Genomic DNA, 21109 nt, shown 5'->3' with positions numbered 1-21109 from the left:
ATTTGTGTTATATTTTCTTTCTTCGGTCTAGTTCTTTTTGGATTTTGGCAGCCATCTCATAATTCTCTTCCATAAGAGAAGATTCCATAAGCCGCTCTAGCTCGGCTGTGAGGTAGCGCTTTAGTTCATCTTTGCTGGCAGGCCTTGTGCTCTCTTCTTCGGGTTCCGTCTCAGTGAAATCCTCTTTCCCTCGGGAGGTAGAGCCATATCTTTTTACCAATTCGGAGACCATGTAGATAGGGACATTGGCACAGATGGCCATTACCAGTCCATCGGCCACACGGATAGGATAGGAGGTAGTACCCATCTCATCTTCACAAAGAAGATGACAGAAGAAATTACCTTCTTTGAATTCCGAAATCTGTACTTGAGTGATATGCAGCTCATTTCTTTCCAGTATCTCCAGCATCACATTGTAAATAGAAGGATGGCTGATGGCCGTGCTTTTGAAGTGGTTATATTGGATAGCCATAGCTTCATTTTCTCCAACCATAATGGGCACTAATCTCTTGCCATGACTCTCTTTGAGTAGAACGACATAGCTGCTGGCAGACATATTGCCCAATGATTTTATGTACATTTGAATCCATTCCATAATAGTGGCGGGTAATAGGCTGCAAAATTAGGTAAAATTATTTATTTTTACAACCTTTAGTAGGGTGAAATTTCGCTTGTTTTTTAAAATAAAATGTTGTATCTTTGCGCGAAAATAAAATATATTTGTTATGAGTTACGTACCTGTAATTTTCCTTTTGTTTGGCTTGTTTATATTGTTTTCTTTGTTCTTTACTGTAAAGCAACAAACAGCCGTATCTATAGAGCGTTTTGGAAAGTTCCAAAGTATTCGCCATTCAGGATTACAACTGAAAATCCCTGTGATTGACAAGATTGCAGCACGTATAAGTCTTAAGATTCAACAGCTGGACGTGATTGTGGAAACCAAAACACTGGACGATGTTTTTGTTAAAATCAAAGTCTCTGTTCAGTTTGTCGTGATCAAAGACAAGGTATATGATGCCATCTATAAGCTTGAATATCCTCATGATCAGATAACCAGTTATGTATTCGATGTGGTACGTGCGGAAGTGCCTAAGATGAAGTTGGACGATGTCTTTGTTAAGAAAGATGATATTGCTATCGCTGTAAAGCGTGAAGTGCAAGAATCCATGGAAACTTATGGATACGATATTATCAAGACCTTGGTTACTGATATAGATCCAGATGCTCAGGTAAAAGCAGCTATGAACCGTATCAATGCAGCCGAACGTGAGAAAGTGGCTGCACAATATGAAGGGGATGCACAGCGTATTCTTATTGTAGAAAAAGCTAAAGCAGAGGCCGAAAGTAAGCGCTTACAAGGGCAAGGTATCGCGGATCAGCGTCGTGAAATCGCACGTGGTTTGGTAGAGAGTGTCGATGTTCTCAACAAAGTAGGTATCAGTTCACAAGAGGCTTCCGCACTGATAGTGGTAACACAACACTATGATACCCTACAGTCCGTAGGACAGGATACCAAGAGCAACCTTATCCTCTTACCGAACTCTCCACAAGCAGGTGCTGAAATGCTGAACAATATGATTGCTTCCTTTGCAGCCTCCAACCAGATAGGAGAAATCATGCGTAAGGAAAATGACAAGAAAAGAGAATAGAGATAAATAATCATAGGATCATTCTAACCTCCCTTATATTTTAGGTTATAAGGGAGGTCATTTATGTTTTAATCATGATTTTTAGGAAAAAGAAAAATATGTTAGGTAAAAAAGTTTTAGCTCGTATTGAGACTCTTGGAGGAGATATAAGTCAGGTGAAAGGTACTTCCTTGAGAGAGGATCTATCAGCAATTACTTTTAATACTCCTCTTTATCAATGGGATGATGCTTTTGATGATTGGTCGTTAGGTGAGGATGATGAGCCCATCTATGGACTTAATGACTTTATAGAAGCTCATAGGGAATTATACAAAGAGGATAAGGATGAGTTTCGCCGTCAGTTAGTAGCTCATTTTTATTCTCCTCAAAATGAGCCAGTGGGAGCACAATGGATAGGACAACCTTTCACCCCTTTCCAAGAAGGAACTGCTGACTATCAGCAATGGTATCTACATTTCTCAAATGAAGAGTTTGTTGATTTGTATCAGATAACTAAGCTTACCAAGGAACTGCATCCCAATTTTATTCATCTATTAGCCTCAGAAGGTTATCCCGATGGTTATTACATCGCTATTAATGACCCAAATCCTGAAAACCCTACAGTATTCAGTACTGACCATGAAACGTTCTTTAGCGAAATTAACAAAGAAGGAAAATTAGAAAAATTCCTAAACAACTTTATTACACCACAACAGCTCATTACTATTGTAGAAAAAGAATTAAAGTAGTTTTAAATCATTGATCATTAACTATTAATCATTAATCATTGATAAGTCCTATTGGTTTATTTGATTCAGGAGTAGGAGGTACTACTATCTGGAGGGAGGTGGTAAGACAGCTTCCTTGGGAGAGTACTTTATACTTAGCGGATAGTCTCAATGCTCCCTATGGAGAAAAGTCCTCAGAGGAGATTATTGCCCTGTGCGAAAAGAACACGGAATATTTATTAGACCATCATAGCAAACTCATTATTGTAGCTTGTAATACCGCTACAACCAATGCTATAACTCACCTTAGGGCTAAGTATAAGGTGCCTTTTATAGGGATAGAGCCTGCAATCAAGCCAGCAGGACTCTATAGCCAAACCAAGACCATAGGGGTACTGGCTACACAGAGTACTCTAAAGAGTGCTTTCTTTGCCAACACCTGTCAGCAACTACTTGATAAAGGGATTAATGTACTTAAGCAAGAAGGGATAGGGCTGGTACCACTCATAGAAGAAGGAAAGATAGACACCCCTGAGATGATGGCACTCTTGGAGCAATACCTCCGCCCTATGGTAGCTGAGGGAATGGATTATTTGGTTTTGGGCTGTACCCATTATCCTTATCTTACCTCTCTTATTTCCGAAATTTTGCCCGAGAATGTCCGTATTATGGACTCTGCTCAAGCTGTAGCTAAGCAGACAGAGCGTATCCTCTCCCAAAACAATCTACTTGCCAAAAAAGAAGAGCACGTGCCCTCTCACCTGTGGCTGACTAATAAAAATGCGGAGATACTACAATCCTTTGCTCCTGAGGGAGTGAGGGTACTCTATGAGGATTTTTGAAAATATCCTTTGTCATTGAGAACATTTATCCACAGATACTTCTTTTGAAAGAAAGGTAATAATATCAGATATGCAAAGCCAATATAACTTATATTTAGAAAAATGCAGCGATTTCTGTTATGAGAACTTTTATGGAGAATTATCCTTTATCAAAAAAGAGGCTTTGTTTGCTGCTTATTTTCTCCCGTTGCTTAACCTAAGTAGGTATCCCATTTCTCATCAAGCAATCCAAAAACAGTTAGAGAATATAAAGAGTGATAATGATTATGATACTTATTCTCAGAAAGCAGAGGAATTATATAGGGAAACTTTTTTCAATGGAGTTTTTTCTTTTTCGCTTTTACAGACCAAAGAAGATTGGGATACTATTGGTGTGGTGCAGCATTGTTTTATCGATGAACCGGAGCAGGATGATCTGATGATGGAATATACTTGTGGCAGCTTATCTCTTTTAGGATTTCCTCAAGAGCTTTTGCTTGACAAGCTCAAAAGTTTTTTTGGAGAGTTGGGGCGTTTTGAGGAAATAGATCCTACAACCATCGAGGCTATTATGAGCTATGTAACTGCGGTGAGCCGGTATCATAAAAAGAATGTCATTGGAAGAGAAAAAGCACTTGATTTCCTCAAAGTAGAAGTAACATTTATGATTGATGTCATTCTCAATGAAGAAAGCTATATAAGTAGCTTGCCTATGCCTACCAATTATGCTAAGCGATATATAGATATTCAAAAAGAAAATCTTCTTTCGGAAGATTTTCTGTTACGTTCCAAATATCTAAGAGAAGAAATACTCTCAGAAATCTACAGAATAGACAAGCCAGCACTGAATAATTCTTATACAAGGGATGCCTTAATGGCTTTTATGAGTATTTTTCCTTTTTCTTTGGAGCAAGACGGGGCTCTGATAAAAATATTTATAACATACTACACAAAAACTTTTTTTGATAAGGATTTTTTGTTAGAAAGACTTCATTACTATTTTTCTCGAAAGCTAAAGGAACAATCTTTGTAGAAAAAAGCAGTGGCTATATTGCATTTGATGATTATTTATTGTATATTTGCGGGCTTAAAAAGGAATAAATTATGACCTCACAAGAGATAAGAGAATTATTTCTAAAATTCTTTGAGAGCAAGGGACATGTGATTGTTCCCTCTGCTCCTATGGTAATTAAGAACGACCCTACCCTGATGTTTACCAATGCAGGGATGAACCAGTTTAAAGAGTTTTTCTTAGGCAATGCCAAGCCTAAGCAAAAACGGGTAGTGGATACCCAAAAATGCCTTCGTGTATCTGGAAAACATAACGATTTGGAGGAAGTAGGGCGTGATACCTACCACCATACCATGTTCGAGATGCTGGGCAACTGGTCTTTTGGTGATTATTTTAAGAGGGAAGCCATCACTTGGGCGTGGGAATTGCTCACCGAAGTGTATAAGATCCCTAAGGAAAACCTATATGTAACTGTTTTTGAAGGAAGTCCCGAAGAAGGAGTGCCTTTTGACCAAGAAGCGTATGACATTTGGAAGGAACGTATTGCCGAGGATCATATCCTCTTGGGGAACAAGAAGGATAATTTCTGGGAAATGGGAGACCAAGGCCCCTGTGGTCCTTGTTCTGAAATTCATGTGGATATCCGCTCAGACGGAGAAAAAGCTAAGGTAGCAGGTCGAGACTTGGTTAATAATGACCATCCTCAGGTGATTGAAATCTGGAATAATGTCTTCATGGAGTTCAATCGTAAGGCTGATGGCTCTTTGGAAAAGCTCCCTGCTCAGAATGTAGATACAGGTATGGGCTTTGAGCGCCTTTGTATGGTGCTACAAGGCAAGCAGTCCAACTATGATACAGATGTATTTACGCCTCTGATCCACAAAGTAGAAGAGATTACTAAGACTCGTTACACTAATGGTATACAACTCACTCCAGAACAAGAACAGATTAATATAGCCATACGTGTGATCTCTGATCATATCAGGGCGGTATCCTTTGCGATTGCTGATGGACAATTGCCTTCTAATAATGGGGCAGGCTATGTCATTCGTCGTATCTTACGCCGTGCTATTCGTTATGGATTCACTTTCTTAGGGCAGAAAGAACCTTTCATCTACAAGTTGGTAGAAACCTTGACCAAACAAATGGGTGGTACTTTCCCAGAGTTGGAAAAAGAGTTTTTGTTGATTGTTAGTGTGATTAAGGAAGAAGAAGCTTCTTTCTTGCGTACTTTAGAGCAGGGCTTACTGATGCTCGATGTGATGATACAGAATGCCTCTGACAAGCAGCTCTCTGGTAGTAAAGCTTTTGAACTCTATGATACTTATGGCTTCCCCAAAGACCTTACTGCACTGATTCTCTCCGAGCGAGGAATGACTTTGGACGAGGCTTCTTTTGAGGAACATCTCCAAAAACAGAAGGAGCGCTCTCGTGCTGCGGCTCAGGTAAAAGCAGGAGATTGGGTAGTACTCCGTGATGATGAAGAAGAGGAATTTATTGGCTATGACACATTGGAAGCAATGGTTCGCTTGGTCAAATATCGTAAGGTAGAGAGCCAAAAGGATGGAACCCTTTACCAATTGGTGTTCAACACTACCCCTTTCTACCCCGAAGGAGGAGGGCAGGTAGGAGATCGTGGTACCCTACAAGCTGCCAATGGTGAGCTAATCTACATTACAGATACCAAGAAAGAAAATAACCTCATTATACACATAGCAGAGCATCTGCCAGAAAATCTCAATGATCCGTTCAAGGCTGAAGTACACCCTATGGGACGTGCTTTGGCTCAGTCCAATCATAGTGCCACTCACTTGCTGCATCAGGCACTAAGGGAGGTATTGGGTACTCATGTAGAGCAAAAGGGCTCTCATGTATCACCAGAGGCCTTACGCTTTGACTTTTCTCACTTCGCCAAGCTCACCCCCGAGGAACTTACCGAGGTAGAACGCCTGGTGAACAAGCGTATTTATGAAAAGATTCCTCTTGAGGAACATCGCAATATCCCTATACAACAAGCATTGGAAGCAGGAGCTATGGCACTCTTTGGAGAAAAATATGGGGAGAAAGTACGTATGATACAGTTTGGTGAAAGCCGAGAACTCTGTGGAGGTACTCACGTAAAGAATACAGGAGATATTTGGTTCTTCAAGATTGTTTCCGAAGGAGCAGTAGCTGCTGGGGTACGCCGTATAGAAGCTATTACCAATGCGGGGGCTCTTAAGCACTTCTTATTACAAGAAAAGCTCTTGGAAGAAATCAAGGGATCGCTCAAGAATCCACAAGATCCTATCAAGTCCATTACTAACTTACAAGAGGAGAATGCTCGCCTGCATAAGGAGTTGGAACAACTCAAGAGAGAACAGGCCAAACAGCTCAAGGGTGAGCTCAAGGGTGAGTTTGTAACTATCTCAGGTGTACAATGCTTGACAAAACGTTTGGATTTGGATATCGCTACTCTCAAGGATTTAGCCTTTATGCTTGGGGAAGAAGTCAAAGATGCCTTTATTCTCTTCGGAGCTACACAAGAAGATGGTAAGGCACTACTCTTGTGCTATATCAATAAGGAATTGACCCAAAGCAAAGGCTTAGATGCTGGAAAAATCGTACGCGAGTTGGGTAAATATATCCAAGGAGGCGGAGGAGGTCAGCCTTTCTTTGCTACCGCAGGGGGTAGAAAACCGGAAGGTATCGCTGAAGCTTTGGAAAAAGTAAAAACATTGTTATAACACGTTGAAAAGCAAATTTCTATAACTTTTTAAGAAGTGATGAATTGCGTCTCTACAAAAACCTTGTCTCTTAGAGCTTGTGTTAGGGTAGAGACGTAATTTATTGCATCTTTAAGGAATGATCTTATTTGTATTTAAAAAAATGTAGAATCTATCTACATGACAGGCTTTTCGTATTCCTTAGGATATTTATCTTTTACATATTTATTGACATCTAAGAGAATACGTAGAGTGATAGGAATATTCTTCTCCTTATAGCGGCGAGCCCAGAAGGAATATGCCCAGCGTATATCGGTATATTTCAGGTCACTATTGTTCAGATCACGCCTAAGTTCCTCCGAGCGATCCTGATCGGTGTATACCCTAAGTAGTGCTTTTAGCTGGTTCTTTAGGTGTTGTTCTTCATCGTATCCTCCATATTCAGTAACTTCATTATCAGTGTCTTTCATTACTTTATAGACAGCCTCATATAGGCTGATATTACCCTTGTCTAAGTAATACACTTTGAGTAAGTAGCGTGCTCTGGCACTATAGCGAAGCAGTTGATTCTGATTCATCTGTTCCAAGGTAAAAGTACCCAAATGTCTCCAAAAACAAGATAGCATATAGGAGTCTTTTCCAAGCTCTTGAGTAAACTCATAGAGTCCTTTGTCTTGTGCTTCTTTGCTGGCTTTGCTCCTATCTACCTGACGATAGATGTCCTCCAAATCTACTACATATTGTTCTTGATGAAATAATTTCTGGAAAAAATCATGATTGAATTTGTTAAAGTCCCACTTATAATACTCTTGTGGTTTATCCCATTCCATGTAATCCATTTGACTTGTCTTAAAAGCAAAAGGATCGTAAGTGCCTTTGGTGTCTTTTTCAGGATTATAGGTTATTTCTTCCTCGTCATCATCCCCTGTTTCTTCTATGATGAGAAAATCTTCAGGGTCTTCTCCTTCTTCATTATCAGAATTGTTGTCTCTCTCAGGATAATCGTCATTCTCATAGGAGTATTCATCCCAATTCTTTTCACCTTCTTGTCCATAGGTATAGATACTAATACCTGATACAAAGGCAAGAGCTATCCCACAAGCGGCTAAAGCAATCCCTCCCAGTAGTCGTGTGCCACGTCGCCAGAGCCATCTGCCTAAAAGAAAAATAGGAAAGCATCCTGCAAAGGCAGCTAAAAACATAAATAAAGAAGAGTCTTTCTCTATTTCAAAGGAAAAATGATTCGTCAGATAGATGATAAGATAATTGATCACTAATAAGCCTATGAATATAACTTCTCCCAGTAAGAAATCCTTCATCCAAGGGGAAGATTTGAGCGTTTTTTTCTTGATAAAATACCAAACAACCCCTATAATGTTTCCCACTACCATAGAGAAAAACAAGAAATAGCAGAGCGAATGTAACAATAGAAAGAAAGAGTTGCCATATTGGCTGTTACTCATAAGGATATAGAAGGGAGTGAGTACAATACTTAAGAAGTCTTGAGCAGGTTCATATTCATATAGATATACCTTATCGTTGATAAATTGAGTTATTAAAACAAGTAATCCAACGATGACAAAAGAAGCGATTTGTACTCCTACTACTGAACGTAAAAGATAGTTTTTCATACTTTAGAAGTCTTTAAAAATCCATGACAAAATTACATAATTTTTTTGAGAAGAAGAAAAAAAATAGTATCTTTGCCTCTTTAAAATAAGTATAAATAAAAATGACACTTACCGTCAATCAAATGAAGCGAGGAGAAAAGTATCTTATCAAGGAGATACATACCGAGATGCTTCCTATCAAATTATTAGAATTGGGCTGTCTTCCTGGAAATAAGGTAGAACTGGTCGAGATAGCTCCCTTAGGAGATCCTTACTATCTGATTGTGAATGATACACACTTGGCCATTCGTAAGGAAATGGGACAATATATCGAGGTAGAAATCTTTAATACGGCTTCTGATGAGTAAAAATGAAATAAAAGTAGCTCTCATAGGCAATCCCAATGTAGGGAAAACTTCCATCTTCAATCTGCTTACGGGGATGAATCAGCATGTAGGGAATTATCCTGGAGTTACTGTGGATAAAAAGGTAGGATTCTGTAAGCTCTCCCAAATCATCAATGCACGTATCTATGACCTGCCAGGTACTTATAGTACCAATCCTAATTCTATGGATGAAAAGGTAGCTGTAAGTTGTCTCTTGGATAGGGATGATATTGATTTTCCTGATGTAGTGGTGGTAGTGGCCGATGTAGAGAACCTCAAGCAAAATCTCTATCTCTTTACTCAGATTAAGGATTTTGGTATTCCTACGATCTTGGCGATCAATATGGCCGATAGGATGAAGCCCCGAGGAATTACCATTGATATCCCAGCCTTGGAAGCTGCTCTTCATACGCGTATCGCTCTTGTGAGTACACGCCAGAAAACCGGAATAGAAGAACTCAAGGAACTTATTATCAATTATAAAAAACTCTCTTTGGAGACCTTAGTGGATATAGCTCGTATAGATCCTCCTTTCTTCTCCTCGCTCAAAGAGAAGTTCCCCAACGAGGAATTGGGCAAACTCTGGATGGTGATTTCTCAGAATTTTGAAGTAGTAGGTGCGCTGCGCAAGATGGAGATCCAGAAGGAAAATATCAAGACTGAAGCTGAAATCAAGCGAATGCAACAGCGGGAAACAATTCTTCGCTATCAGGTGATTAACAATGCACTCAAGGATACCTATAAGGTTACGGCAGTCGGTACACGAGCCCTCTTGGATAAGATACTCCTGCATAAGGTATGGGGCTATGTGATCTTCATGGCAATATTGCTACTGATTTTCCAAGTGATTTTCTACGTAAGCGAATATCCCAAAGGCTGGATAGAAAGCGCTTTAGGCTGGGTAGGAGAGTGGCTTTCGGGGATTCTTCCTGAGGGATCGCTGACTTCTCTCTTAGTGGATGGGGTGATACCAGGACTTACCGCTGTGGTCTCTTTTGTCCCTCAGATAGCCTTACTTTTCTTCTTTATTTCCTTATTGGAGGAAAGTGGCTATATGAGCAGGGTGGTCTTTCTTATGGATAGAATCATGCGCCCCTTTGGGCTTAATGGAAAGGGAACCATTCCGCTTATCTCAGGGGCTGCTTGTGCTATCCCAGCGGTGATGGCTACCCGTACGATTGAGAGTTGGCGCGAGCGCCTGATAGCCATTTTGGTAACGCCTTTTATTACTTGTTCGGCAAGGCTTCCTATTTATTTGATTATCATAAAGTTGGTGATTCCTCAGGGCAATTATTTCTTTTTTGACAATCAGGCTGTGGCACTCTTTGCGCTCTATATGTTGGGTGTTTTTATGGCTATTTTTTCGGCTTGGCTTTTGAATAAGTTCTTGGTACTCAAGCATACAATCAAAACACATTTTATTATAGAAATGCCTACCTACAAGGTGCCTTTGGTACGAAATGTGCTACTTACGGTCTATGAGAAGTCCAAAGCCTTTGTGGTCAATGCCGGTAAGATTATCTTTTTCATGACGGTGCTTATATGGTTCTTACAGACCCATGGACTGAGTGAAAAGTATCGCAATGCGGAGATTCATACCGAGCAGATGGCAGCCCAATACGGTTGGGATGAGGATCAGAAGGAGCATTACCTACTGAGCTACCGTACTGAAAACTCTCTGTTGGGGAATATGGGCAAGTTTGTAGAACCTGTATTTCGCCCCTTAGGCTATGATTGGAAGATAAGTATTGCAGTATTAGGATCTTTTGCTGCTCGTGAGACTTTTGTAAGTACCTTGGCTACTATCTATAGCTTAGGAGAGGTAGATGTAGAGGAAGGAGAGGCAGAGCAGCGCACAGTAATTACTCGCCTACAGGAGGAAATGCGCCCTGATGGTACTCCTATGTTCAACCTTGCTACAGGGGTTTCTATATTGCTTTTCTTTGCCTCGGCTATGCAGTGTATTAGTACCTTTGCTATTGTTCGTAAGGAAACCAATAGCTGGAAATGGGCGATTATTCAGTGGATTTTTATGACAGGGTTTGCCTATCTTTCGGCTTTTGCAGCCTATCAAATTCTTAGCTAAGAAATAGGAATATTCATTTTTTTTAATTATTTTTGCGCCAAATTAAATTGTTTTAATCATGACAGGACTTATTATTATCCTCGCTGTAGTAGCGATTGTAGTGCTTTGGTACATCAGTGCCAATAACAAATTAGTGGCTTTGTCCAATAATCGAGAAAATGCTTTTGCAGATATAGATGTTCAGCTCAAGCAGCGCCATGACCTTATCCCACAGCTGGTAGCAGCCGTCAAGGGATATATGAACCACGAATCAGAGGTACTCACTCGTATCACTCAAGCACGCTCTCGTGCTCTTGCTGCTACGGGAGTCAATGATAAGATAGAAGCAGAAAAGGAACTTTCTTCAGCTATGGGTGCCTTCAATGTCCAAGTGGAAGCTTATCCTGAGCTTAAAGCAAATACCAACTTTATGCACTTGCAAGAGGAAATAGCTGATATAGAGAATAAATTGGCTTCTGTACGCCGTTATTTTAACTCCACTACCAAGGAACTCAATACAGCTATACAATCGATCCCTACCAATATCGTAGCAGGATTCAAGCATATGACACCTCAGCCTTTCTTTGACTTAGGTACAGAACAGCGCAAACAGTTGGACAAAGCACCAGAGATTTCTTTTTCGTAAGGAACTCCATGAAGATTCTTTATCCCACGTTACCTATGATATTCGGTTTATATTTTACAAAATAGCAGCAGGATGTTCAAGATTATAATGTTTGTCCGTAAGAAAGCTTCTCTTACAAAAGAAGAATTCATAAAACTATGGGAAGCACATTCTCAAAAGGTAATAAAGTATAAGGAGATCTTACTTATCAAGGATTACACCAAGACATTTCCTTTCTTTCCTACAGATGAGAAATCTGCAACTCAGAGGGAAACTCTCCCTTTTGAGTTTGACGCCATGGGAGAATTGTGGTATGAGTATAAGGAAGATTTTATCCAAGCGCGCAATACTCTAGAGGGACAAAAAGCCTTGGCTGACCTCCGTGAGGACGAACTAAAATTTGTGGATATGGCCTCCTCTGTAATGTGGCTCGGCACGGAAGAAAGAATATTTGATGAAAATAGGTAATTCCACTCCTTTCGCACATATTCAAGCAAGTGTTAATCATTAATCATTACCTAATTAAGAAATGCAATACCTCGGAATACGACAACAAATCGCAAGAAACAATATCAAGTCTATCTTGTTCCTATTGGCTTTCCCTTTACTGATTTTAGTAGGGGCGTATGTGGTATTGTATATACTTTCAGACCAAGATATAGAACGTACCAATACTCAGTTTCTTTCGATAATCCCTATGGTTCTTATAGGGGTGGCGATATGGTTCTTTATTTCTTATTTTTTTCATACTCAGATGATACAGTCCGCTACTCATTCTCGCCCCTTGGAAAGGCGAGAGAATATGAGAGTGTATAACCTGACGGAAAACCTATGTATGAGTGTGGGAATGACCATGCCTAAGCTCTATATCATAGAAAGTGATGCGCTGAATGCCTTTGCTTCAGGGATCAATGAAAAAACTTTTGCTGTTACCCTGACACGTGGGATTATCAATACCCTGAATGACGAGGAATTAGAGGGAGTCATTGCCCATGAACTAACACATATCCGCAATCGTGATGTGCGTTTATTGATAGTAACCATAGTCTTTGTAGGGATATTTGCTACCATAGCCGATTTTGCTTTCCGGATGTTGCTCAATGGCAGTATGTCCTCCTCTCGCAATCGTAAAAATGACAAGGGAGGTGGGGCACTTGTATTGTTGATAATTCTTTTGGTGGCAGGAGCTATCTATTTCCTCTCGATTCTCTTTAAGTTGGCGCTTTCTCGCTCGCGGGAGTATATGGCCGATGCTGGAGCAGTGGAACTCACTCGTAATTCTTTGGCTTTGGCCAGCGCGCTGAAAAAGATATCAGGTCATTCTACCATACGGGAGGTTCAAAATGATGAAGTTAAGGAACTTTTTATCGACTACAAAGCACAAGGGTTCTTCTCGCTCTTCGCTACCCATCCACCTATAGAGAAGCGTATACAAGTATTAGAACAATATTAATGATGAATATCTCTATCCTTAAGTACCTTCCGCATCGCGCGCCTATGCAAATGGTGGATACTATCACCCATATCAATGATACCAGTATTGTGACCGAATTTCTTATCCCAGAGGATTGTATCTTCTTGGAGGAAGAATACTTTACCGAATCTGGCTTGATTGAAAATATGGCACAGACCTGCTCGGCTATTGTAGGACAGTTTTTCTTTGGTTTGGAAGAGGATACCAAGAGGGTTATTGGCTATATCAGTGCTATCAAAAAGGCAGAAATTTTCTCTCTGCCGAAGATATTACATACCATACGTACGGAGGCTACTTTGCTTTCTCGTTATGATGACAAGGGATATAGTATTTGCGCAATGGATTGTGGGGTCTATCACCAGGAAAAACTATTGGCACAGGGGCAGATGAACTTATTTATCAAAGAATTGGACGTATGAAAGAACAAGAGATGCCTAACCAGAAGGGGGCTTTGGAGGGGCTTAAGGAGGTTTGTTATGTAACCGATAATCAAGGAAATTACACAACGGCTCTCAGCGAAGGCTGGGAGGTCAAGGATATTGCGATAGAATCCTCTATGAATCTTTTGCATGAGCAAATGCAAAAAGCGAAGGAGCTGATACAAGCAGGTAAGCAGAGCCCTATTGTCTATTACATGGCTCGTGCACGCATGGACTGGGCTACCTTGGCCAGTTATATGGACAAGTGGCAATGGATTATCAAAAGACATGCACGCCCTAAAGTATTTGCTAAGCTCTCTGAAAAAACATTGAAAAAATATGCGGAAATTTTTGATATTTCTGTAGAAGAACTAACCAATTTTCCCTCAAACACATGAGTAAGGTAATAGAGGTCGTCAATCTCTATAAAAAATATAAACAATCACCCCATTTTGCACTGAAGGATCTTTCTTTTTCGGTGGAGAAAGGGGAGATTTTTGGTATGCTTGGTACCAATGGGGCAGGGAAGACCACGCTCATGTCCATCCTTATGGGGGAAATAACCCCTACTGCGGGGGAGTTCTCTATCTGTGGCTTGTCTTTTAAGGGACAAGCCAACCAGATTCGCTATAGGATAGGGGTGGTGCCTCAGGAATATGCACTTTATCCTACACTTACAGCAAGGGAGAATCTTTGCTATTTTGCTAGTCTTTATGGTCTTCGGGGAAAACATTTGCAAAATCTTGTTTCTCAAGGACTTGAAAGGGTGGCGCTTTCACAGGTGGCTGATCGAAAGATCAAGCACTTCTCTGGGGGGATGAAGCGCCGTATCAACCTTTTAGCGGGGATTCTGCACACCCCCGAAGTGCTCTTCTTGGATGAACCTACTGTTGGAGTCGATGTCATGTCCAAGAATATCATTATAGATTATCTAAAAGAGCTCAATGAGCAGGGTATGTCCATCCTATATACTTCTCACCACATGCAGGAAGCTCAAGAATTCTGCCATAGGGTAGCTATTTTGGATAGGGGAGTGCTCCTCTGTCAAGGAACTCCTAAAGAACTTATCTCTCAGGAGAAAGTGCAACACTTGGAGGAGGTTTTTATTCGTTTCACTTCTCAGGAGCTGGCCTATGAATAAGTTTTTTGCATCTATTTACAAGGAAATCCTCCTTATTAGTAGAGACTTGGGAGGACTTATCATTCTTTTTGTGATGCCATTGGTTTTGGTCATCACAGTTACTCTTTTGCAAGATGGGGCTTTCCGAAATATCTCCCAGCAGCAAATGCGTATCCTCTTGGTAGATAATGACCATGGAGAGGTATCACAGCACATACGCATGGGGATAGAAGGGGGGCATTTCTTCTCAGTAGTTACTGATGCTCAAATCAAAGGATTGGACGAACAAAAAGCTAAGCGATTGGTACACCAGGGAGAGTATATCATGGCGATAGTATTACCAAAGCATCTTTCAGCTGATCTGCAAGCAGAAGTACAAGAGAATGTTGATAGGATTCTTAGTGCTTTTATGGAGGAGGAGGTACATAGGCAGCCATTAAAAGAAATAGATCCTAAGGAAGTGCGATTGTACTTTGATCCTACCTTATCTCTCTCTTACAAAGAAGTAATCAAAACCCATATAGATAAGATGATGTACCAAGTGGAAAACCTTTTTATCTATAGTGCTTTTGAGAAGGAATTAGGAGAAGATAAACATCTGCCTTTTCCCACAGGAAGGAAGATGATTACTTTCTCTGAGATTAATCCTACTGAGATGACTCAGCTCCCCAATTCAGTACAGCACAATGTGCCTGCATGGGCACTCTTTGCTATCTTTTTTATCACTATTCCACTTTCGGCAAATATTGTACGGGAGAAGACACAGGGTACTCATATACGCCTATTGACCTCTCCGCTCTCTTATGGGGAATTGCTCATGGCCAAGATAGGAGTTTTTCTTTTAATAGGGCTTTTACAGTTTGCCCTAATGGTGCTTATGGGTTTGTATATTTTCCCTCTTATGGGCTTGCCACTCTTGGATATCACAGGGCGGATGTTGTCTCTTTTTTTGGTAGCTACCTCCGCAACCTTGGCAGCAATCGGCTTGGGGGTACTCTTGGGGACACTCTGTCAGACACAGGAACAGTCAGCACCCTTAGGCGCTACGCTTACGGTAATCCTTGCCGCTATAGGTGGGGTGTGGATTCCTGTTTTTGCCATGCCATCTTTTATGCAGGCTATAGCGAGGATCTCCCCTATGAACTGGGGGTTACAGGCTTTCTATGAAGTATTCCTCCGAGCGGGAAGTATCGCCTCTGTACTCCCCAGGGTGGGACTATTATTGTTATTTTTTATTCTTTGTATGGTAATTTCTATAGTATATGACAAGGCAAAAAGAAATCTATAATCCGACCTCCCTATATGAGAGTATACAGCTAAGAGTACGCTTTAGCGAAACAGATCCCTTGGGGATTGTTTGGCATGGCAACTATATCAAGTATTTCGAAGATGCTCGAGAGGCTTTCGGTCGTAAGTATGGTATCTCCTATCTGGATGTAGAACGACATGGGTTTGCTACTCCTATTGTCAAGAGTGTCTGCGAACATAAGAAAATGGTACGCTATGGGGAACTCCTTGAGGTACAGGCACATTATATGGATACTACAGCCGCCAAGTTGGTCTTTCATTATCTTATCTACAATGCTGCTAAGGAATTGGTATGTACAGGAGAGACAATACAGGTCTTCACCACTCTAAAGGAGGGAACACTATCCCTCTATAATCCTGAATTTTATGAACAATGGAGGAAGCAGCACCTATAAGAATCTTATTAGTTGATAGTGATATCCAATGGTTAGAACATAGGGCAAATTTGTTACAACAAGTGGGTTTCGAAGTTCTTACAGCTACTTCAGCGGCACAAGCATTACGCATAGCCAAGAAGGCTGCTCCAGAGTTCTTGCTACTTAATATTTTTCTTCCAGATACTGATGGAGTGGAAGTGTGTGAACAATTGCCCCAGATGGGACTTCCTACCTATCCTATAGTGGTACTATTGGCTGAGGAAAATCAAGACTATGCTCTTCTGGCAGGATTTGAAGCAGGTGCTGATGATTTTATCTATAAAAACTTAAAACCAAAACTTTTTATCTATAAGTTACAAGCTTTGGTCAGGTGTTGTCTCTCTAAGAAAGAACCACAACACACTTTTGTACAACATGATGATTTTTCACTGGATCCAGACTCTTATACACTTCTTAAAGGGGGAGAAAGATATGTTCTTCCCAAGAAAGAGTTTGAATTGCTCTCTCTCTTACTCTCAGCCCCTGAAAAGCTCTTTACTCGGGAGGAACTTGCCTTGCATATTTGGGGAGATGCTCATCAGGCTAAAAATCGTACCATAGATGTACATATCCGGAAAATCCGAGAGAAAATAGGCCAGAATAAAATAAAAACAATTAAGGGAGTAGGGTATAGGTTAGTGAAGAATGAAAAGTAAAAAGAGAAGAGTGAAAAATGATTTCTCACTTTTCACTCTTCATTTTTTATTTATTGTAAGGTGTTTACAATATCAATAATTTTATTGTAGGTAGCAACCATATTTCTATTGAGATAATCAGTAAGATTAGGGCCATCTATGTTGCCATATTCTCCATTGAAATTCTCTTTAATAAGATTCTCTATCTCGGTATGGGTAGGATATTTCTTGCGATATTGCTCAGCTATACGAACCATAATCTCTACTTCTGCATAACAAACTCCATATTGGTGTAGGTTCTCATAAGTATTCTTCAGATCCCTGTCACTGACAGTATCTTTATTTTCTTTATAAAATTGTTTCACAGCTCTGGAGATTCTTATTCCTTCTTGATATAAAGCGTCTTGATCTCTATAGCGATATATATCAAGAGGGTATTTTTCTAAATTCTCTAATTTGAGCATTAGCTTTTCATAAGCCACAAGTCTTTCCTCTATAAGGCGTTTGTATTCCTCTCGATTGGTAATATCAGTCCTATAGTGGGGTAGGGGATTCTTATGAGGTAGCTTGAGGGTACTAGCCGTGGTATACACAGATACTTCAAAACTGCCTCGACTGCGGTTGTCCTGAGTGAAAATCTCTACCTTGGTAGTCCCTGCTTTTTTGGCTAAAAGGGTAATTTTGTTATCAGTTACATTGCCTTGTAGTTGAGCTATTTCCCCATTGACAATTTGTACTCTATCGGTAGCATTCCATACGCCACTGAAAGTAATTGTAGTGGTTTCTCCTTCTTTTACAACGGCTTTTTCAGGGGTGAAAGAGAGCAAAAGTTTAGGGCTTACAGTAAGCTCAAAACTTCCTCTTTCTTTGTTGTCAGCAGAGAGGATATGTACCTTGGTTGTTCCTGCTTTTTTACCTAAGACGGTAAGTTTGTTATCCTGAACAGCACCTTGTAGGGTAGCAACTTCCTCATTGTCTATTTTTACCTTATCGGTAGTGTTCCAAGTCCCTACTATGCCAACTGTAGTTGTTTTCTCCACTTCTACAGAGGGATTTTCAGGGGTAAACTTCAATGAGGAAGCTACAGGAGGATTACTGGGGTTAGAAGGATTGGTAGGATTAGAAGGGTTTTTAGGATTAGGGGTTACTTCATCATCTCCTTTTTTACTACATCCTATGGTCAAAAGACCAATGGCTAATGCCATAAAAGAAATTTTAAAAAAATATTTCATGTTATAATTATTTTATTCTATTTATAATATTTCATTCTTCATTTTTTACTCCTTACTCCCAAAGACTTGTGTCCAGTACCTGCCCTTACGAGCTATTCCCATTTCTTTTACGTGAGGGTTCATGATGTTAGCACAATGTGCGGGACTACTGAGCCATCCTTCGATAACAGTACGTTCCTGAAAACTACCCATAGCGATATTCTCAGCATAGGCGCGCCAATGGTAGCCAGCCTTGCTCAGACGTTTTCCGGGATCAGCTCCATTCTTACTATAGTGGGTAAGCTGTTTGCGCACAGACATCTCTTCACTGTGCTTTTGAGCTATTGCAGTGAGCTTATCACTCCATTTCAAGGAAGGTACTGCTGGGTAATAGGTATCTCCACACAAGCAACCTTGATTCCTTTGAGCATTGACCAGCTCCAAAAGTAGTTCTTTGTTCAAAGGAGTATCCTGTGCACTTGCGATAATACAAGAGAATAATAGGAAGTAAAAAAATCTGTAAGCCAATTTCAAAAAAATAGTTGAAAATAGAGATTCTTACTCCTCGCTTTTGACTTTCTCCCAAGTATCCTTCAAACCTACTGTTTTATTAAAAACAAGCTTGTCAAGGGAGCTATCAGGATCTACACAAAAGTAGCCTAAGCGCTGGAATTGTACAATATCACCTGCTTTGGCTGTTTGTAGGCTGGGCTCCACATAGGCGGTAATTACCTTTAGTGAATCAGGGTTGATGTAATTAAGAAAACTATCCTCTTGACGATCGGGTTCTGCTACAGTGAAGAGACGATCATATAGGCGTGCCTCTACAGTAAGTGCATGAGGTACAGATACCCAATGGAGGGTACCCTTTACCTTGCGAGTGCTTGCTTCGCTACCACTACCACTACGGCTGTCAGGATCATAAGTACAATGTATTTCCAAGATGTTACCTTCGTTGTCCTTCACTACACTTTCAGCCTTAATGATATAGGCGTTTTTTAGACGAACTTCTCCTCCTAATTTTAGGCGGAAATATTTCTTGTCCGCTTCCTCGCGGAAGTCCTCACGTTCTATATATAATTCACGAGAGAAAGGTACCTTACGATAAGTCATAGGGCTTACCTCTGGATTGTTCTCAGCTTCAAGCCACTCTTCTTGCCCTTCTGGATAGTTGGTAATGATGACTTTTACAGGGTCTAATACTCCCATCACACGATTGGCCTTCTTGTTAAGGTCTTCACGTACACAAAATTCTAACAAAGAGACATCTATCAAGTTTTCTCGCTTAGCGATACCGATGGTATCGGCAAACTTACGTATGGCTTCTGGAGTATAACCACGGCGGCGCAATCCTGAAATGGTAGGCATACGAGGGTCGTCCCAACCCGCTACATATTTTTCAGTAACCAGTTGCAGCAGTTTGCGCTTGCTTACAATGGTATGGCTAAGGTTACGTCGGGCAAATTCTCGTTGCTTAGGGCGTACTACTTCCTTTCCATCGGCAAGGGTAGAGGTGGGAATTACCTGATCCAAAAACCAGTCATATAATTCTCTATGAGGCAAAAACTCTAAGGTACATAGAGAGTGTGATATCTGTTCTAAGTAGTCACTCTCGCCATGTGCCCAGTCATACATAGGGTAGATATGCCACTTATCACCTGTACGATGGTGGGAGGCATTCATAATACGGTAGATGATAGGGTCACGCATAAGCATATTAGGTGAGGCCATATCTATCTTGGCACGAAGTACATAGGTACCATTGGCGAACTCGCCATTCTTCATACGCTCAAAGAGAGCAAGGTTCTCTTCTGGGGAGGTGTTGCGATAAGGGCTCTCTGTACCAGCAGTGGTAGGAGTCCCTTTCTGAGCTGCAATCTCTTCAGAAGTCTGTTTGTCCACATAGGCTTTCCCCTTTTTTATAAGCATTACAGCCCAGTCATACAGCTCTTGGAAATAGTCAGAAGCATAGCACTCCTTGTCCCACTTATAACCCAGCCATGCTACATCACGACGGATGGCATCCACGTATTCTTGTTCTTCTTTGCTGGGATTGGTGTCGTCAAAACGCAGATTCACAGGAGCGTTGTAGCGCAAGCCCAAACCAAAGTTTAGGCAAATAGAACTGGCATGCCCTAAGTGTAAGTAGCCATTAGGTTCTGGAGGAAAACGAAAACGCAAGTTATTTGCAGAAAAACCTCCTGCAAGGTCTTCCTCTATGATATTTTCTATAAAATTGTTGGATCTTTCTTTGATTTCTTCTGCCATGTTAGCTTTTTTAAGGTTTTTAGGTCTTAGATATAAGGTTTGATTTTGAGTAAAGCACTCCCTTGTAAAGAGGGCTTCTTTCAAGAGTGCAAAGATAGTTAAAAAAAATTAATTTGTCAATGAGAGAGAAAGTGTCAGTAGTCTCAAAACAAACTTTTTAATATAAAAAGAGTTCTTTTTATGAGCTCTCATCTGTCAATTTAAATTGTCCTAAGAAATTCATTCGGTTTTTTTGTGATAAAAAAGAAATCTAATTTTTCAAGGAAATCAGTTTTTTCTTTTAAGGAGTATATCTTAAGTTAAGTGAGGATTTTGTCTACCATGGTGATTAAAGGTGTATTCCACTTGCCCTGTAGTATCGGAAATCACGTAATAGAAATCCCATACCTCTCCAAAAAGCTCATCTTCTCCCTCAACAATCCAAGCTTTAAAATGTAGTTGGAGTTCTGTTCTATTAGTAATGGTGTTCCTCAGGTTGGGATATTGCTCCTTGTAGGCTTGAGCAATGAGGATAGCTTCTCTCTTTGTTTACCATGGGAAATGTTCAAAAGCATTGATGACAATTGAGAGGGTAAAACCATGGAAAGTAGCATCATTCCTCAGGGGTAGGGAATACCCAGCTTGTATTTGGTATTTGTTGACCAAAGAAAGTCCTGCATGGGGAGTGATGGCATGGGT

The 21109-nt window shown here is 40.5% G+C and carries 21 protein-coding genes; 16 read left to right on the top strand and 5 right to left on the bottom strand.

What is annotated here, in order from left to right; all coding sequences use genetic code 11:
• Positions 1–7: 7 nt before the first annotated feature.
• Positions 8–595 carry a bifunctional nuclease family protein gene (locus CAPGI0001_RS01820; protein ID WP_232781102.1) on the bottom strand — a complete coding sequence of 196 codons (588 nt, stop codon included), beginning with the start codon at positions 593–595 and terminating at the stop codon, positions 8–10.
• Positions 596–725: 130 nt separating this feature from the next.
• Here CAPGI0001_RS01820 and CAPGI0001_RS01815 point away from each other — a divergent pair, with 130 nt between their 5' ends.
• The 5 genes from CAPGI0001_RS01815 (at position 726) to alaS (ending at position 6915) form a co-directional block, all read left to right on the top strand.
• Positions 726–1649 (top strand): SPFH domain-containing protein, encoded by a 924-nt coding sequence (locus CAPGI0001_RS01815; RefSeq protein ID WP_002666021.1) that lies wholly within the window; start codon positions 726–728, stop codon positions 1647–1649.
• Between the two features lie 98 nt (positions 1650–1747).
• Positions 1748–2377, top strand: a complete 630-nt coding sequence (locus CAPGI0001_RS01810) for a hypothetical protein (RefSeq protein WP_040359346.1) — start codon at positions 1748–1750, stop codon at positions 2375–2377.
• Between the two features lie 38 nt (positions 2378–2415).
• Positions 2416–3198: a glutamate racemase gene (gene murI / locus CAPGI0001_RS01805; RefSeq protein WP_002666058.1), complete on the top strand. Its 783-nt coding sequence runs from the start codon at positions 2416–2418 to the stop codon at positions 3196–3198.
• A 70-nt stretch (positions 3199–3268) separates the two neighbouring features.
• Entirely contained in the window at positions 3269–4210 is a 942-nt protein-coding gene (locus CAPGI0001_RS01800) for a hypothetical protein (protein WP_002666050.1), read from the top strand.
• 71 nt (positions 4211–4281) lie between these two features.
• Entirely contained in the window at positions 4282–6915 is a 2634-nt protein-coding gene (gene alaS, locus CAPGI0001_RS01795) for an alanine--tRNA ligase (RefSeq protein WP_002666075.1), read from the top strand.
• 155 nt (positions 6916–7070) lie between these two features.
• On the opposite strand, the gene CAPGI0001_RS01790 is transcribed toward alaS, so the two are convergent.
• Entirely contained in the window at positions 7071–8525 is a 1455-nt protein-coding gene (locus tag CAPGI0001_RS01790; RefSeq protein ID WP_002666032.1) for an MFS transporter, read from the bottom strand.
• 101 nt (positions 8526–8626) lie between these two features.
• Here CAPGI0001_RS01790 and CAPGI0001_RS01785 point away from each other — a divergent pair, with 101 nt between their 5' ends.
• From CAPGI0001_RS01785 to CAPGI0001_RS01735, 11 genes are all read left to right on the top strand, one after another.
• On the top strand, positions 8627–8872 hold the full coding sequence (locus CAPGI0001_RS01785) for a FeoA family protein (protein ID WP_002666024.1): 246 nt from the start codon (positions 8627–8629) through the stop codon (positions 8870–8872).
• A complete protein-coding gene (feoB, locus tag CAPGI0001_RS01780) occupies positions 8865–10976 on the top strand; it encodes a ferrous iron transport protein B (RefSeq protein WP_002665994.1) in 2112 nt (703 codons plus the stop codon). Before CAPGI0001_RS01785 ends, feoB begins: the two co-directional genes overlap by 8 nt.
• 58 nt (positions 10977–11034) lie before the next feature.
• Complete coding sequence (locus tag CAPGI0001_RS01775; protein ID WP_002666028.1) at positions 11035–11601, top strand: LemA family protein; 567 nt, start codon at positions 11035–11037, stop codon at positions 11599–11601.
• Between the two features lie 72 nt (positions 11602–11673).
• On the top strand, positions 11674–12048 hold the full coding sequence (locus CAPGI0001_RS01770) for an EthD domain-containing protein (RefSeq protein WP_002666026.1): 375 nt from the start codon (positions 11674–11676) through the stop codon (positions 12046–12048).
• Between the two features lie 61 nt (positions 12049–12109).
• Positions 12110–13033 (top strand): M48 family metallopeptidase, encoded by a 924-nt coding sequence (locus CAPGI0001_RS01765; RefSeq protein WP_002666041.1) that lies wholly within the window; start codon positions 12110–12112, stop codon positions 13031–13033.
• A gap of 2 nt (positions 13034–13035) precedes the next feature.
• Positions 13036–13473: a hotdog family protein gene (locus CAPGI0001_RS01760; protein ID WP_040359343.1), complete on the top strand. Its 438-nt coding sequence runs from the start codon at positions 13036–13038 to the stop codon at positions 13471–13473.
• Entirely contained in the window at positions 13470–13871 is a 402-nt protein-coding gene (DarG, locus tag CAPGI0001_RS01755; RefSeq protein WP_002666044.1) for a flexirubin biosynthesis protein DarG, read from the top strand. Before CAPGI0001_RS01760 ends, DarG begins: the two co-directional genes overlap by 4 nt.
• Complete coding sequence (locus CAPGI0001_RS01750) at positions 13868–14614, top strand: ABC transporter ATP-binding protein (protein ID WP_002666017.1); 747 nt, start codon at positions 13868–13870, stop codon at positions 14612–14614. Before DarG ends, CAPGI0001_RS01750 begins: the two co-directional genes overlap by 4 nt.
• Positions 14607–15881, top strand: a complete 1275-nt coding sequence (locus tag CAPGI0001_RS01745; RefSeq protein ID WP_002665996.1) for an ABC transporter permease — start codon at positions 14607–14609, stop codon at positions 15879–15881. Before CAPGI0001_RS01750 ends, CAPGI0001_RS01745 begins: the two co-directional genes overlap by 8 nt.
• Positions 15856–16296, top strand: a complete 441-nt coding sequence (locus CAPGI0001_RS01740; RefSeq protein ID WP_002666077.1) for an acyl-CoA thioesterase — start codon at positions 15856–15858, stop codon at positions 16294–16296. Before CAPGI0001_RS01745 ends, CAPGI0001_RS01740 begins: the two co-directional genes overlap by 26 nt.
• The gene (locus CAPGI0001_RS01735; RefSeq protein WP_002666083.1) at positions 16275–16973 is read left to right on the top strand and encodes a response regulator transcription factor; all 699 of its coding nucleotides are present in this window, start codon (positions 16275–16277) and stop codon (positions 16971–16973) included. The genes CAPGI0001_RS01740 and CAPGI0001_RS01735 overlap by 22 nt, the downstream gene beginning before the upstream one ends.
• Before the next feature lie 50 nt (positions 16974–17023).
• Here CAPGI0001_RS01735 and CAPGI0001_RS01730 read toward each other — a convergent pair whose 3' ends face one another.
• The 3 genes from CAPGI0001_RS01730 to CAPGI0001_RS01720 form a co-directional block, all read right to left on the bottom strand.
• Positions 17024–18157, bottom strand: a complete 1134-nt coding sequence (locus CAPGI0001_RS01730) for a GAG-binding domain-containing protein (RefSeq protein ID WP_162013381.1) — start codon at positions 18155–18157, stop codon at positions 17024–17026.
• A gap of 72 nt (positions 18158–18229) precedes the next feature.
• Positions 18230–18691 carry a CAP domain-containing protein gene (locus CAPGI0001_RS01725; protein ID WP_248601286.1) on the bottom strand — a complete coding sequence of 154 codons (462 nt, stop codon included), beginning with the start codon at positions 18689–18691 and terminating at the stop codon, positions 18230–18232.
• Positions 18692–18721: 30 nt separating this feature from the next.
• Positions 18722–20431 (bottom strand): glutamine--tRNA ligase/YqeY domain fusion protein, encoded by a 1710-nt coding sequence (locus CAPGI0001_RS01720; protein WP_002666008.1) that lies wholly within the window; start codon positions 20429–20431, stop codon positions 18722–18724.
• Positions 20432–21109: the final 678 nt, after the last annotated feature.

This window comes from Capnocytophaga gingivalis ATCC 33624 (assembly GCF_000174755.1).
In the GTDB taxonomy this organism is placed as follows: domain Bacteria; phylum Bacteroidota; class Bacteroidia; order Flavobacteriales; family Flavobacteriaceae; genus Capnocytophaga; species Capnocytophaga gingivalis.
The sequence above is the reverse complement of the archived record's forward strand: the minus strand, read 5'-3'. Positions and strand labels throughout refer to the sequence as shown.

What these genes read in the sequence shown, in the direction of transcription:
- CAPGI0001_RS01820 (WP_232781102.1), bottom strand. Translation starts at nt 595, where the DNA reads ATGGAATGGATTCAAATGTACATAAAATCATTGGGCAATATGTCTGCC.
- CAPGI0001_RS01815 (WP_002666021.1), top strand. Translation starts at nt 726, where the DNA reads ATGAGTTACGTACCTGTAATTTTCCTTTTGTTTGGCTTGTTTATATTG.
- CAPGI0001_RS01810 (WP_040359346.1), top strand. Translation starts at nt 1,748, where the DNA reads ATGTTAGGTAAAAAAGTTTTAGCTCGTATTGAGACTCTTGGAGGAGAT.
- CAPGI0001_RS01800 (WP_002666050.1), top strand. Translation starts at nt 3,269, where the DNA reads ATGCAAAGCCAATATAACTTATATTTAGAAAAATGCAGCGATTTCTGT.
- alaS (WP_002666075.1), top strand. Translation starts at nt 4,282, where the DNA reads ATGACCTCACAAGAGATAAGAGAATTATTTCTAAAATTCTTTGAGAGC.
- CAPGI0001_RS01790 (WP_002666032.1), bottom strand. Translation starts at nt 8,525, where the DNA reads ATGAAAAACTATCTTTTACGTTCAGTAGTAGGAGTACAAATCGCTTCT.
- CAPGI0001_RS01785 (WP_002666024.1), top strand. Translation starts at nt 8,627, where the DNA reads ATGACACTTACCGTCAATCAAATGAAGCGAGGAGAAAAGTATCTTATC.
- feoB (WP_002665994.1), top strand. Translation starts at nt 8,865, where the DNA reads ATGAGTAAAAATGAAATAAAAGTAGCTCTCATAGGCAATCCCAATGTA.
- CAPGI0001_RS01775 (WP_002666028.1), top strand. Translation starts at nt 11,035, where the DNA reads ATGACAGGACTTATTATTATCCTCGCTGTAGTAGCGATTGTAGTGCTT.
- CAPGI0001_RS01770 (WP_002666026.1), top strand. Translation starts at nt 11,674, where the DNA reads ATGTTCAAGATTATAATGTTTGTCCGTAAGAAAGCTTCTCTTACAAAA.
- CAPGI0001_RS01765 (WP_002666041.1), top strand. Translation starts at nt 12,110, where the DNA reads ATGCAATACCTCGGAATACGACAACAAATCGCAAGAAACAATATCAAG.
- CAPGI0001_RS01760 (WP_040359343.1), top strand. Translation starts at nt 13,036, where the DNA reads ATGAATATCTCTATCCTTAAGTACCTTCCGCATCGCGCGCCTATGCAA.
- DarG (WP_002666044.1), top strand. Translation starts at nt 13,470, where the DNA reads ATGAAAGAACAAGAGATGCCTAACCAGAAGGGGGCTTTGGAGGGGCTT.
- CAPGI0001_RS01750 (WP_002666017.1), top strand. Translation starts at nt 13,868, where the DNA reads ATGAGTAAGGTAATAGAGGTCGTCAATCTCTATAAAAAATATAAACAA.
- CAPGI0001_RS01745 (WP_002665996.1), top strand. Translation starts at nt 14,607, where the DNA reads ATGAATAAGTTTTTTGCATCTATTTACAAGGAAATCCTCCTTATTAGT.
- CAPGI0001_RS01740 (WP_002666077.1), top strand. Translation starts at nt 15,856, where the DNA reads ATGACAAGGCAAAAAGAAATCTATAATCCGACCTCCCTATATGAGAGT.
- CAPGI0001_RS01735 (WP_002666083.1), top strand. Translation starts at nt 16,275, where the DNA reads ATGGAGGAAGCAGCACCTATAAGAATCTTATTAGTTGATAGTGATATC.
- CAPGI0001_RS01730 (WP_162013381.1), bottom strand. Translation starts at nt 18,157, where the DNA reads ATGGCATTAGCCATTGGTCTTTTGACCATAGGATGTAGTAAAAAAGGA.
- CAPGI0001_RS01720 (WP_002666008.1), bottom strand. Translation starts at nt 20,431, where the DNA reads ATGGCAGAAGAAATCAAAGAAAGATCCAACAATTTTATAGAAAATATC.